This is a genomic window from Saccharopolyspora sp. NFXS83, assembly GCF_026241095.1.
Classification (GTDB): domain Bacteria; phylum Actinomycetota; class Actinomycetes; order Mycobacteriales; family Pseudonocardiaceae; genus Saccharopolyspora_C.
This window is the reverse complement of the sequence record NZ_JAPFGB010000019.1, coordinates 76,676-88,697: the sequence shown is the minus strand read 5'-3', so window position 1 is coordinate 88,697 and position 12,022 is coordinate 76,676. Positions and strand designations below refer to the sequence as shown.

Below are 12,022 nucleotides of genomic sequence, written 5' to 3'. Positions count from 1 at the left end.
GGCCGCCGAGTGCCGTCCGGGGTCTGTCGGCTGGTCGCTCGGGTCGGTGGTGCCGCGGGTGTGGCGAGGTCACACCCGCCACGCTCGGCGCAGGGTGGGCGGCGCGTGGGTGCCGCGGCGCACGAGTTCCGGGGCGAAGGCGACCTGGCGGGCGGATCGGTTCGCTTCGCCGGAGAGCCGTTCGACGAGCAGGCGGGCGGCGGCTCTGGCCATTTCGGGGAGGTCGTAGCGGATCGTGGTGAGCGAGAACGCTTCCCACGAGGCCATCGGCAGGTCGTCGAAGCCGATCAGGGTGAGGTCGTCGGGGATGCGGAGTCCTTCGCGCAGCGCGGCGTTGTAGGCGCCGATGGCGACGACGTCGTTGCCGCAGAACACGGCGGTGAGGTCGGGGTCGGCGTCGAGGAGTTCGGTGAGTCCTCGGTAGCCGGTGTCGAAGTCGTAGGGTCCGCGCCGGATGCGGGTGGCGGGCAGGGTGATGCCGGCGTCGGCGAGTCCGCCGACGAACCCGTGTTCGCGGTCGCGTCCGGAGCTGGTGTCGGTCGATCCGCCGAGCAGGGCGACTTTGCGGTGGCCCAGTTCGGCGAGTTCGCCGGCGACGATCTGGCCGCCGCGTTCGTTGTCGACGACGGCCGAGTCGGCGCCGTCGCGTCCGTCGACGCGGTTGAGGAACACGAACGGGACTTGCTTGCGCCGCAGCGCGTCGGGCAGTCCTGATCCGCTGGTGGCGGTCGTGAGCACCGCGCCGTCGATGGAGTGGTCGAGCAGCCGTTCGGTGGCGAGGGCGTCGTCGGAGCGTTCGGTCAGCAGCATCATGCGGTAGCCGCGCTGTTCGAGTTCGTCGTGCAGCGGGCCGACGAGGTACGGGTAGAACGGGTTGGCCAGGTCGCTGACCAGCACTCCGATTCGGCGCGTGGAGCGCGTGGAGAGGCTGCGGCCCGCTTCGCTGGGGACGTAGTTGAGCGCCTCGGCGGCGTTGCGGACGCGTTGTTGCGTCGCCTCGGACACCCGCGGGTCTCCGCGCAGGGCGCGCGAGACCGTCGCTTGCGACACCCCGGCGAACCTGGCGACATCATGACTCGTGATCGACATTCGACCTCCCGGTATACGGATTCTAGTCGGGTGCGCGCGGGGTGATCTGGACGGATCGGCGGCGGCTTTCACCTGCGGGACTCATTGACCGGCATCCGCGCCGGTGCTGTAATGCATACGTAGTCATCAATTGCGGAGGTGCACGGATGCAGCAGGGATCGGTACGGGTCAACGAGGAGGAGATCGCGCGCAGGACGATCCGCCGCAGCGACTTCGTGTCCTGCGACCAGGCGTTCATCGACTGCCGCACTCCGGGTTCGGAGCGCAAGGAGAACTACGCGATGATCGGGCCGGGGGTGTCGCAGAACTCCAAGCAGGTCATCAACCTCCGCGAGCCGCACGGCTACAACATCGGTGCGGCGGCGATGCCCAACGGCGTCGTCAACAACCTGCACCTGCACTTCACCGCCGAGGTGTTCCTGTGCTTCCGCGGCGAGTTCCTGCTGCGCTGGGGCTCCGACGGCAACGAGGGCGAGCTGGTGCTGCGGGAGGGCGACATCGCCTCGATCCCGACGTGGATCTTCCGCGGGTTCACCAACATCGGCCCGGACGACGGCTGGTTGTTCACCTCGCTCGGCCACGACGACACCGGCGGCATCATCTGGGGCCCCACGGTGCTGCGCGACGCCGCCGGGTACGGGCTGCACCTGACGGAGGACGGGCAGCTCATCGACACGGTCGCCGGTGACGAACCGCCGGAGGACGTGGAGCTGGTGCGGCCGATGGCCGAGCAGGACCTGGCGCGGCTGCGGTCGTTCTCCGCGGAGAAGATGCGTCGGCGCGTGGTGACCCAGGACGACCTGGAGTGGTGCTCGCAGCCGTTCCTGGACTCGGTGGTCACCGGTGGCGGTGCGGAGCTGGCGCTGGTCGTCGGGTTCGGCATGACCGAGGACCTCGACCAGGAGCCGCGGATCTTCAACCCGCACGGGCACAACATCGCGTGGCTGCGCGCCGAGCCGGGTGCGGGGATGCTCGGGCACCGCGTGGAGCAGACGCAGGTGCTCATGGTCAAGGACGGTCGCTGGGAGGTCACGCTCAACGACCACGAGCCGGTCACGGTGGAGCTCGGTGAGTGGGACATGCTCTCGGTGCCGCCGGGCGCGTGGCGCAGCATCCGCAACGTCGGTGAGGACACCGGCAAGCTCGTGGTGATCAACTCCGGGGACGGGCGGGTGCGCGTCGACTGGGACGAGGAGGTCGTCAAGGCAGCCGCGGACGCCGGGTACTCGATCGACCACAACGGTTACGTGGCGCCGTACGCGCTGGTGCCGCGCGCTCGTGGCTGATCCGACGGTGCTGCTGGTGCCCGGCATGCTCTGCGATGCGGCGCTGTGGGCGCGGGTCGAGGGCGCGCTGGAGCTGCCGGTGGTGCACGCGCGGGTCGACGCCCCGAGCATCACCGGCATGGCCGAGCAGGTGCTGGCGGCCGTGGACGGTCCGCTGCTGGTGGTCGGGCTGAGCTTGGGTGCGATCGTCGGGTTCGAGGTCGCGCGGCTGGTTCCGGAGCGGGTGGCGGGTTTCGCGGCGTTGGCCACCAACGCCGCCGCTCCCCGCCCGGAGCAGCACCAGGGGTGGTCGTGGATGGCTCGGCGGACGCGGGCGGGTGATTTCGCCGGTGTCGTCGAGGAGGTCCTGCCGACCATGTACTCGCGGCCGTCGGCGGGGTTGGAGCAGGAGTTCCGCGGGATGGCCGAGCGGATCGGCCCGCGGCGTTTCCTGGGCCAGCTGGCCGCGCAGGGCACGCGGGTCGACGCGCGCGAGGCGCTGGGCTCGATCCGGGTGCCGTCGTTGGTGGTGGGCGGTGTCGAGGACGCGTTGTGCCCGCCGGAGTTCCACCGCGAGATCGCGGCGGGGTTGCCCGGTTCGGAGCTGCACCTGGTGGCGGGCGCGGGGCATTTGTTGCCGTTGGAAGTTCCCGAGGTCATCGCTGGACTGCTCGCCGGGTTGGTGCGCCGGTGCGCTCCCCCGGCTGCGAATCAGAGCTCATCTGCGAATTGAGGAGGACGACGTTGTCCGAAGTGTTGAAGCGAGCGGTGCCGAAGCCGACCGCCACCGATGATTCCGCGTTGCGCGATCGGGTTCGCGGGATCATCGATGACGTCCGGGCCCGCGGTGACGTGGCGGTGCGGGAGTGCTCGGAGCGGTTCGACGGGTGGAGCCCGGAGTCGTTCCGGCTGTCGCCGGAGGAGATCGAGCGGATCGTGGCGTCGGTGCCGCAGCAGGTGCTCGACGACATCCGGTTCGTGCAGGAGCAGGTGCGGGGTTTCGCCGAGCACCAGCGGGAATCGTTGCGCGATGTCGAGGTGGAGACGTTGCCGGGGGTGCGTTTGGGGCACCGGCACGTTCCGATCGACGCGGTGGGCGCGTACGTGCCGGGTGGGCGGTATCCGCTGACGGCGTCGGCGCACATGACGATCGTGACGGCGAAGGTCGCGGGTGTGCCGCGGGTGGTGGCGGCGACGCCGCCGATCCGTGGTGAGGTGCCGGCGGCGACGGTGGCGGCGATGCACTTGGCGGGGGCGGACGAGATCCAGCTGCTCGGTGGTGTGCAGGCGGTGGCGGCGATGGCGGTGGGCACGGAGTCGGTGGGTTCGGTGGATCTGCTGGCGGGGCCGGGCAACGCGTACGTGGCGGAGGCGAAGCGGCAGCTGTTCGGTGAGGTCGGGATCGACTTGTTCGCGGGTCCGACGGAGATCTTGGTGATCGCCGATGAGCACGCGGATCCGTTCGTGGTGGCGGTGGATCTGCTGTCGCAGGCCGAGCACGGCCCCGACTCCCCTGCCGTGCTGGTCACGACGTCGCGGACGGTGGCGGCGCAGGTGGTCGAGCACGTGGAGAAGTTGCTGCCGGGGATGCCGACGGTCGATTTCGCGGGTCCGGCGTGGCGTGATCACGGCGAGGTGGTGCTGGTGGAGTCGATCGACGAGGCGTTCGAGGTGGCCGATTCGTATGCGAGCGAGCACGTGCAGGTGCTCACGGAGCAGCCGCGGCTGGCGTTGGAGCGGATGCGCAACTACGGCGCGTTGTTCCTGGGTGAGGGCACGTGCGTGTCCTACGGGGACAAGGTGATCGGGACGAATCACGTGCTGCCGACGAAGGGCGCCGCGCGGTACACGGGCGGGTTGTGGGTCGGGAAGTACTTGAAGACGGTGACCTACCAGGAGGTGACGGATCCGGTGGCGAGCGCGGAGCTCGGTGCGGTGTGCGGTCGGGCGGCTCGGGTGGAGTTGTTCGAGGGGCATGCGCGGTCCGGTGATGTGCGGGCGGCGAAGTTCGGCGACGCGGCGTTGGAGTGGGCCGATCATGTCCGCGCCTGAGCTGGCTGGGCGCACGGCGCTGGTGACCGGGGGCGGCAACGGGCTCGGCCGGGCGATGTGCCGGGCGTTGTCGGCCGAGGGTGTTCGGGTGATCGCCGTGGGTCGCACGCGTGGGTCGTTGGAGGGGACGGTCGCCGGGTTGGCGGGTGATGGGTTGGCGGTGACCTGCGATGTCGCTGATCCGGATTCGGTGGCCGAGCTGGCCGGGCGGCTCGGGGACGAGGAGGTGTCGGTGTTGGTGAACAACGCCGGGATCGCCGGTCCGGTGGCTGCGTTGACGGAGGTCGAGCCGGATGAGTGGGATGAGGTGTTCGCGGCGAACGTGCGCGGCACTTTCCTGATGTGCCGGGCTTTTCTGCCTGCGATGACGGCGCGTGGTGTGGGTGATGTGGTCAACGTGGCGTCGGTGTCGGGCAAGCGGCCGTTGGCGCGTCGCACGCCGTACTGCGCGTCGAAGATGGCGGTGCTCGGGTTGACCACGACGTTGGCGGCGGAGGTCGGGCCGCTGGGTGTTGCGGTGAACTCGTTGTCGCCCGGTCCGGTGGAGGGGCCGCGGATGGAGCGGAACTTCCGGTTGGAGGCCGAGCGGACCGGGACGACGGTCGAGCGGGCGGAGGCGGAGTTCGTGTCGCGTGCCGCGTTGGGCCGGATGGTCACCGAGGACGAGGTGGGTGCGGCGTTGGTGGCGATGCTGCGGATGCCGGGGTTGTGCGCGGCCGATGTCGATCTGTCGGCGGGGATGGTGGGTCGATGAAGTTGAAGTCGAAGCTGCGCTCGGGGGTCCGGTTGCGCGGTGGGATTCTGCGGTTGCCCGCTGAGATGCTGGTGGAGTTGTCGGGGATCGCCGAGTTGGATTACGTGTTGGTGGATTGCGAGCACGGTCCGGACGATCTGGTGGTGTTGCAGCAGCACATCGCGTTGGCGCAGGCGCATGGCGTGCCGGTGTTGGTGCGGGTGGGGCGTGCGGATGCGAACCAGGTGTTGCGGGTGCTCGATCTGGGTGCCGAGGGCATTGTGGTGCCGCACGTGGAGTCGGCGTCCGAGGCGCGGGAGGTGGTGCGTTCGGCGCATTATCCGCCGCGTGGGGAGCGGGGTTTCGCGACTTACAGCAGGGCCGGTCGTTTTGGTGCGGTCACGGCGGCGGAGCATCTGCGTGCCGCGCAGGACGTGCTGGTGATCGCGATGGTGGAGACCGCGTTGGGTGTGGAGAACGCGGCGGAGATCGTGGCGGTGGACGGGGTGGATGCGGTGTGGGTCGGTCCGGCCGATCTCGCGGTGTCGCTCGGGGTGCCGCCGGGTGATGCCGCTGTGGGGCGGGCGAAGGAGCAGGTGCATCGGCGGGCGCGGGAGGCGGGTGCGGCGGTGATGAGCATCGTGTCCAGCGCGCGGGCGGGTGCGGGTGAGGATGCGGATTTCGTGGTGTACAACCTCGCGCACATCTTGTTGGACGCGTTCCGGTCGTTGCGGCCGGGTTCGGAGTCGGGCTGAGGTGGGCGTGGAAACGGCCCATCGGATCGCTCGGTGCGTTCCGGTGGGCCGTTTTCGTCGTGCGGGGTCAGTAGAGTTCGGGGCGGCGGTCGGCGAACAGGTCGGCGTGCGGGGTGAGCCGTTTGTCCCGGGAGGCGGGCAGGTCCAGGTCGGTGTGGGCGGCGTCGGTGGTGTCGGCTTCGGCGCGGACCCAGCCTTGCTGGTCGATGATGGCGGTGCCTTCGGTCCAGTGGGTGCCGCGTTCGGTTCCGGTGCGGTCGCAGCAGGCGATGGCGAGGTGGTTGACGCGGGCGGCGGCCATGGCGATGACGACTTCGGGGGCGCGTTCGGCGGTGGGGCGTGGCAGCAGTGGCCAGTTGGTCGGTACTGCGAGCAGTTCGGCGCCGTCGAGGGCGAGTTTCCGGGTGAGTTCGGGGAATTCGAGGTCGTAGCAGATGAGCACGCCGATGCGGCCGTGGCCGGTGTCGAGCACGGGTGGTGGGGTCGTTCCTGGGGTGAACAGGAGTTTTTCCTCGTCCCACAGGTGGGTTTTGCGGTAGACGGCGACGAGCGTGCCGTGGTCGAGGACGGCGGCGCTGTTGTGCAGCGTCCCGTCGGGGCCGCGTTCGCAGAATCCGCCCACGACCACGGAGTTCGGGGCGGCTCGGCCCCATTCGGTGAACAGCGGGTCGTCGGCGTCGATTGCGACGGATTCGGCTTCGGTGACGGAGTTGAGCCGGTATCCGGAGGTGACGAGTTCGGGCAGGACGATGACGTCGGCGCCGCGCGCGGCGGCCCCGCGCACGGCCGCTGCCGACAACTCGCGGTTGTGCGGCAGGTCGGCCACGCGCGGGGCCAGCTGGGCGCAGTGCACCCGGGTCATGGTCGCCTCGGGTGTCGTGGGGTCATCCGAGTTGCGCCGGTGGTTCGTCGGCGAGCAGTTGGGCGAGGACGTCGAATTCGTTGAACAGCGACCACTCCTCGACGATGCGCCCGCCGGAGAAGTACAGCTGGGACATGCCCCACAGGTGGGCGCGGCGCCCGGTGGGGGTGCCGTAGAGGCCGTAGCCGCGGTGGGTGCCGGTGCCCGACCAGCGGACCGAGACGCTGAAGCCGTCGGCTTCGTTGCCCATCCAGTACACCTCGTCGACGGCGACGCCGAGGTCGGGGAACGTGGCCAGCAGGGAACGGGCCATGCCGCGCACGTCGGAGCGGTTGCGGCCGGTGCGGTTGGTGGTGCCGTGCCAGCGCACCGCGTCGGCGTAGACGCGGTCGAACATGCTCAGGTCGCGGCGGTTGTAGACGTTGTGGAACAGGGCGCGCACGGTCTGCTCCACGTCGAACGCGCCGGTGGGCAGTGGTAGCGGTTCGGGTTTGCGGCCTCCGGTCAGGCGCAGCGGTTCGCTGAACTGGCGGGCGGTCAGCGGGGCGATGCCGCCTTCGCTGCCGTAGGTGCGGGCGGCGTCGACGACGTTGATGCCGAGTTGCTGGAGTTTGGCGGCGGTGTTGTAGAGGACCCACTCCTCGTAGATCTCGTTGTCGCGCACCACGCAGTTGGCCATGACCCAGGTGTCGAGTTTGCGGCCGGTCGGGGGTCCCCAGCGCCACGGGCCGGTGTGGTGGCCGATGTTGATGGCGCGGTGGGAGGTGACGAATCCTTGGTCCTGGTCGCCTGCCCAGATGACGTCGTCGGCGTAGTGGCGGCAGTCGGGGAACGCGTTGATGGACTGCATGGTGCCGTCGACGAGCTGTTCGACGCCGTAGGAGTAGCCGTTGTCGCCGTGCAGGCGGCAGCCGGGGCTGTAGGTGTCGTAGATGTAGCCGACGTCCTGGTCTTCCCAGATGCGGTGGGTGATCCGGACGATGTAGTCGACGATGTCGGTGTAGGTGTCTTCGAACCCGCGCATCGGTTGCCTGCGCTCCCCTGCCACGCGCTGGGGTTCGTCGGCGCCGTGGCCGGAGTCGACGCGGATGCTGTGGTCGGTGGGCATGGTGCGTGCGGGCGGGTGCATGGTGCCTTCGGGTGCGCCGCGCCCGGTGGTGCGCGGCGCGGAGGCCACCAGGGCGGCGGTCTCGGTGTTGTGCTCGTCGGACTTGCCGCTCATTTCTGGTCTTTTCCCTTCTGGTGGCGTTCGGTGCGGATGGTGGCGGTGGCGCGGTGGGCGCTCATCTGCTCGTAGTCGGAGATGACGTCGACGGCGTCGGCCAGCAGTGGTGTGGCGTGTTCGGCGATGCGCTGGTAGGTCAGCGGTTTGAGGAATCGGGAGACCGACAGGCCTGCGCTGTGCTTGGCGCCGCCGGCGGTGGGCAGCACGTGGTTGGTGCCTGCCATGCCTTTGTCGGAGTAGGCGACGGTGCTCCACGGGCCGAGGAAGATCGAGCCGTAGTTGCGCAGTGCCCGGTGGTAGTGGGCGTCGTCGGCGGTGATGACTTCGAGGTGTTCGGGGGCGAGGTCGTCCATGAGGGCGACGGCGGTGTCGGCGTCGGCGGCCCAGGTGACCGAGCCGTGGTCGCGCCAGGCGGGCCCGGCGATTTCGGCGGTGGTCAGGGTGGTGAGCTGGCGTTCGACTTCGGTGATCACGGCGTGGCCGAGGGTTTCGGAGGTGGTGATCAGCGCTGCCGGGGAGTTGATGCCGTGTTCGGCTTGGCCGAGCAGGTCGGCGGCGACGAGTTCGGGGTCGGCGGTGTCGTCGGCGAGCACGGCCACTTCGGAGGGGCCGGCGAGCAGGTCGATGCCGACGGTGCCGAACAGTTGGCGTTTGGCTTCGGCGACGTAGGCGTTGCCCGCGCCGACGAGGATGTCGACGGGGCGTTCGCCGAGGAGTCCGAAGGCCATCGCGGCGAGTGCTTGCACGCCGCCGAGGACGTAGACGTGGTCGGCGCCGGAGAGGTGCGCGGAGTAGAGCACGGCGGGGTCGGGGGTGCCGTCGCGGCCGGGTGGCAGGCAGGCCAGGACGGTGTCGACTCCGGCGACCTTGGGCACGCCGACGGTCATGAACGCGCCTGCGGTCAGGGGGAATCGTCCGGCGGGCAGGTAGGCGCCGACGCGCTGCACGGGCACGTAGCGGTGGCCGGTGATCAGGCCGGGGGCGAGTTCGGTTTCGAAGTCTTGGAGGTGGTCGCGTTGGGCTTGGGCGAAGGCGCGGGTGCGTTGGGCGCCGAGTTCGAGCGCTTCGCGGTGGGCCGGGGTGAGGTGGTCGCCGCTGCGCTTGATGGTGGCGGCGTCGAGCTCCACCTGGGTGTCGGTCCAGCCGTCGAGTTCGCGGGCGTAGCGCAGCACGGCGTCCATGCCGTCGCGTTCGATGGTGGTGAGCATGTCGGAGACGCGTTGCACCACGGCCGGTTCGCGTTGGGCGGCGGGGCCGTCGTGGGCGGGTGCTTTGAGGATGCGGTGGGAGCCGCCGAGTTCGCTGAGCAGGGAGGGGGCGAAGCGCATGGCGCGAACACTACGAACCGTCCTGGCACAGGACAAGATGAGAAGTTCCTGCGCGTGCCATAGGGTTTTCCTGTGACGTTGAAGCAGTTGCGGGCGTTCGTGCTCGCCGCGCGGACCGGTTCGTTCACCACGGCTGCGGCCACGATGGGCATCGCGCAGGCGTCGGTGTCGGAGTTGATCCGCAAGCTTGAGGACGAGCACGCGACCCGGTTGTTCACCAGGGGTGCGCGGCGGCTGGTGCTGACCGCGGCGGGTGAGGCGCTGCTGGGGCATGCGGAGCAGGCGGTGGCCGCCGCTGATGAGGGGGCGCAGGCGCTGCGTTCGGTGCGGTCGTTGCACGGTGGTGTCGCGACGTTCGGGTTGCTGCGCAACGCCGGGTACTACTTGCTGTCGGATCTGGCGCAGCGGTTCCACGACCGCTACCCCGACGTGCGGATCCGGTTGATCGGGTTGAACTCGGTGGAGGTCGCCGCGGCGGTCGCGGCGGGCACGGTGGAGGCGGGGCTGGTGGTGCTGCCCATCGATGACGAAGGTCTCGAGGTCACTCCGCTGCTGCGCGACGAGGTGTACTTCGCCACCGCCGATGCCGCCCGCGCTCGGGAACCGCTGGGGATCGCGGATCTCGCGGAGAGCCGGTTGATCCTCTACGACGCGCACTACGGCTGGTCGGATCCGACGCGGCGGCAGCTGGCCGACCGGGCCCAGCTGGCCGGGCTCAAGCTCGAACCGTGGATCGAGGTCGAGCACGTCGAGTCGGCGTTGTCGCTGGCGCAGCGCGGCGTCGGTGACACCGTGGTGGCGGGCGCGGTCGCGGAGAGCCCGGCGTGCCCGGCGAACCTGCACATCGTGGGGTTCCGCGAACCGGTGCACGACACGATCGCGCTGGTGCGCAAGCAGTCGACGGCGCTGTCGCCCGCGACGCGCGAACTGGCCCGCCTCGCTCAGCGCATGATCCTGCACCGCGGAGACGGCGACCGGTGAGTCCGGCGTGGTCCGGGTTCCGCGGCGGGTGCGCGGCGCGGAACCCGGACCGGGGTCAGGCGGTGCCGGTGCGTTCCGGGGCCACGGCGGCCGGTGCCGGGGTGGTCGGTTGCCCGCGTCGTTGCAGCACGACGCCCCACACGACCAGCACCACTGCCAGGCCGATGGACAGCCACAGCTCCAGGCGCTTGCCCGGCAGGATCGCCATCGCCAGCAGGATCCCCGAGATGCCGGCGATCGTGAGCACCGTGAGGTACGGGAACGCCCACATCGGTGATTCGAGCCGCGATTCGGTGCCTCGCGCCCGCATCGCCCGCCGGGTGGCGAGCTGGGTGACGGCGATGACGAGGTACATCATCAGCACGATGGCGCCGCTGGAGGCCAGCAGGTAGCCGAACAGCTCGGGCACGACGTAGTTGACGACGACCGCGACCGCGCCGATCACCGTGGAGGCCAGCACCGCCGCCCGCGGAGTGCCGTTGGGTCCGGTGGTGCCTGCGAACCGCGGCGCGTCTCCCCTGCGGGCGAGGGAGAACAGCATGCGCGACCCGGTGTAGACGGCGGAGTTCAGGCAGCTGCACACGGCGACGAGCACGACCACGTCCATGATCACCGCGGCGCCGGGGATGTTCATGGTCTCCAGCGCGGCCTGGTAGGAGCCGCCCGCTTCCAGGCCGGGCGCGTTCCACGGCACGAGCAGGACCACGACGAGCACCGAACCGATGTAGAACAGCGCCAGGCGCCACACGACGGCGTTGATGGCCTTGCGGATGTTGCGCTTGGGTTCGGCGGATTCGGCGGCGGCGATGGTGACGATCTCGCTGCCCTGGAACGCGAACATCGCGGTCAGCAGCCCGGCGAGCACCGCGATGCTCCCGTTGGGCAGGAACCCGCCGTGGGCCCACAGGTTCGCCGGGCCGGAGACCTCCGAACTCGGCAGCAAGCCGAGGATCGCGGTCAGTCCCAGCACGATGAACCCGATGATCGCCACCACTTTCAGCAGCGCGAACCAGTACTCGATCTCGCCGTAGTTGCGCACCGACAGCAGGTTCGTGCCCGCGAGCACGGCGATGACGACGAACGCCGGGATCCACGTCGGCACTGACAGCGACGCCCCGATGATGTTGCCCGCCGCGATCGCCTCGATCGGGATCACCAGCACGTAGAACCACCAGTACAGCCAGCCGATGGAGAACCCCGCCCACCGGCCCAGCGCCCGGTCCGCGTAGGTGGAGAACGAACCGGTGTCGGGGTTGGCCACCGCCATCTCCCCCAGCATCTTCATCACCAGCACCACCAGGGTCGCGGCGATGAGGAAGGACACCAGCACTCCGGGGCCGGCTTCGGCGATCGCGGCCGAGGAGCCCACGAACAGGCCGGCGCCGATCACGCCTCCGATCGAGAGCATCGTGATCTGGCGGCCCTTGAGGCCGGTGGTGAGCGCGCCGCCGGAGGCGGGCTCAGGTGCGGGTGGGGTGTCGTGGGACATGCGGGCTCCTGCCGGGAACGCCAGGGTGGGCGTGGGACGTGGTGGCGATCAGGTGCGGGCCGGTGGTGGCGCGTGGGCTGCGGGCAGCCGGTTCGCCGGGGCCCACCGGCGCGGCGAGGCGATGCGCATGACGGGGCACGGTAGGCGCATCACCGCCGCGGAACCAGAGGTGATTCCCGGACTTTTCTCCGGGAGTGCGTCGGTGCTGCTCACCGCTGGACCCGATGCGCGATTTCCTCGGCC

At 70.1% G+C, this 12,022-nt stretch carries 11 protein-coding genes; 6 read left to right on the top strand and 5 right to left on the bottom strand.

Annotated features, from left to right (window positions below; genetic code table 11):
- Positions 1–69: 69 nt before the first annotated feature.
- Complete coding sequence (locus OOZ19_RS20730) at positions 70–1,089, bottom strand: LacI family DNA-binding transcriptional regulator (protein WP_266091796.1); 1,020 nt, start codon at positions 1,087–1,089, stop codon at positions 70–72.
- 146 nt (positions 1,090–1,235) lie between these two features.
- Between OOZ19_RS20730 and OOZ19_RS20725 the strand changes: the two genes are divergently transcribed.
- The 5 genes from OOZ19_RS20725 to OOZ19_RS20705 all read left to right on the top strand — a co-directional run bounded on the left by OOZ19_RS20725 (position 1,236) and on the right by OOZ19_RS20705 (position 5,894).
- Complete coding sequence (locus tag OOZ19_RS20725) at positions 1,236–2,375, top strand: cupin domain-containing protein (RefSeq protein ID WP_266091795.1); 1,140 nt, start codon at positions 1,236–1,238, stop codon at positions 2,373–2,375.
- Entirely contained in the window at positions 2,368–3,087 is a 720-nt protein-coding gene (locus OOZ19_RS20720; protein ID WP_266091794.1) for an alpha/beta fold hydrolase, read from the top strand. Before OOZ19_RS20725 ends, OOZ19_RS20720 begins: the two co-directional genes overlap by 8 nt.
- Before the next feature lie 20 nt (positions 3,088–3,107).
- Complete coding sequence (gene hisD, locus OOZ19_RS20715) at positions 3,108–4,406, top strand: histidinol dehydrogenase (RefSeq protein WP_266091832.1); 1,299 nt, start codon at positions 3,108–3,110, stop codon at positions 4,404–4,406.
- Positions 4,393–5,160: an SDR family NAD(P)-dependent oxidoreductase gene (locus OOZ19_RS20710; RefSeq protein WP_266091793.1), complete on the top strand. Its 768-nt coding sequence runs from the start codon at positions 4,393–4,395 to the stop codon at positions 5,158–5,160. The genes hisD (OOZ19_RS20715) and OOZ19_RS20710 overlap by 14 nt, the downstream gene beginning before the upstream one ends.
- A 65-nt stretch (positions 5,161–5,225) precedes the next feature.
- Positions 5,226–5,894, top strand: a complete 669-nt coding sequence (locus tag OOZ19_RS20705) for an HpcH/HpaI aldolase family protein (RefSeq protein WP_266091792.1) — start codon at positions 5,226–5,228, stop codon at positions 5,892–5,894.
- 67 nt (positions 5,895–5,961) lie between these two features.
- On the opposite strand, the gene OOZ19_RS20700 is transcribed toward OOZ19_RS20705, so the two are convergent.
- From OOZ19_RS20700 to hisD (OOZ19_RS20690), 3 genes are read right to left on the bottom strand one after another with little or no spacing between them, the layout of a single operon-like run.
- Positions 5,962–6,756, bottom strand: a complete 795-nt coding sequence (locus OOZ19_RS20700) for a nitrilase-related carbon-nitrogen hydrolase (RefSeq protein WP_266091791.1) — start codon at positions 6,754–6,756, stop codon at positions 5,962–5,964.
- 22 nt (positions 6,757–6,778) lie between these two features.
- The gene (locus OOZ19_RS20695) at positions 6,779–7,978 is read right to left on the bottom strand and encodes an ester cyclase (protein WP_266091790.1); all 1,200 of its coding nucleotides are present in this window, start codon (positions 7,976–7,978) and stop codon (positions 6,779–6,781) included.
- Positions 7,975–9,309, bottom strand: a complete 1,335-nt coding sequence (gene hisD / locus OOZ19_RS20690) for a histidinol dehydrogenase (protein WP_266091789.1) — start codon at positions 9,307–9,309, stop codon at positions 7,975–7,977. The genes OOZ19_RS20695 and hisD (OOZ19_RS20690) overlap by 4 nt, the downstream gene beginning before the upstream one ends.
- A gap of 72 nt (positions 9,310–9,381) precedes the next feature.
- Between hisD (OOZ19_RS20690) and OOZ19_RS20685 the strand changes: the two genes are divergently transcribed.
- On the top strand, positions 9,382–10,290 hold the full coding sequence (locus tag OOZ19_RS20685; RefSeq protein WP_266091788.1) for a LysR family transcriptional regulator: 909 nt from the start codon (positions 9,382–9,384) through the stop codon (positions 10,288–10,290).
- Between the two features lie 55 nt (positions 10,291–10,345).
- Here the strand turns inward: OOZ19_RS20685 and OOZ19_RS20680 are convergent, their stop codons facing one another.
- Positions 10,346–11,779: an amino acid permease gene (locus tag OOZ19_RS20680; protein ID WP_266091787.1), complete on the bottom strand. Its 1,434-nt coding sequence runs from the start codon at positions 11,777–11,779 to the stop codon at positions 10,346–10,348.
- Positions 11,780–12,022: the final 243 nt, after the last annotated feature.

What these genes read in the sequence shown, in the direction of transcription:
- OOZ19_RS20730 (WP_266091796.1), bottom strand. Translation starts at nt 1,089, where the DNA reads ATGTCGATCACGAGTCATGATGTCGCCAGGTTCGCCGGGGTGTCGCAA.
- OOZ19_RS20725 (WP_266091795.1), top strand. Translation starts at nt 1,236, where the DNA reads ATGCAGCAGGGATCGGTACGGGTCAACGAGGAGGAGATCGCGCGCAGG.
- OOZ19_RS20710 (WP_266091793.1), top strand. Translation starts at nt 4,393, where the DNA reads ATGTCCGCGCCTGAGCTGGCTGGGCGCACGGCGCTGGTGACCGGGGGC.
- OOZ19_RS20705 (WP_266091792.1), top strand. Translation starts at nt 5,226, where the DNA reads ATGCTGGTGGAGTTGTCGGGGATCGCCGAGTTGGATTACGTGTTGGTG.
- OOZ19_RS20700 (WP_266091791.1), bottom strand. Translation starts at nt 6,756, where the DNA reads ATGACCCGGGTGCACTGCGCCCAGCTGGCCCCGCGCGTGGCCGACCTG.
- OOZ19_RS20695 (WP_266091790.1), bottom strand. Translation starts at nt 7,978, where the DNA reads ATGAGCGGCAAGTCCGACGAGCACAACACCGAGACCGCCGCCCTGGTG.
- hisD (WP_266091789.1), bottom strand. Translation starts at nt 9,309, where the DNA reads ATGCGCTTCGCCCCCTCCCTGCTCAGCGAACTCGGCGGCTCCCACCGC.
- OOZ19_RS20680 (WP_266091787.1), bottom strand. Translation starts at nt 11,779, where the DNA reads ATGTCCCACGACACCCCACCCGCACCTGAGCCCGCCTCCGGCGGCGCG.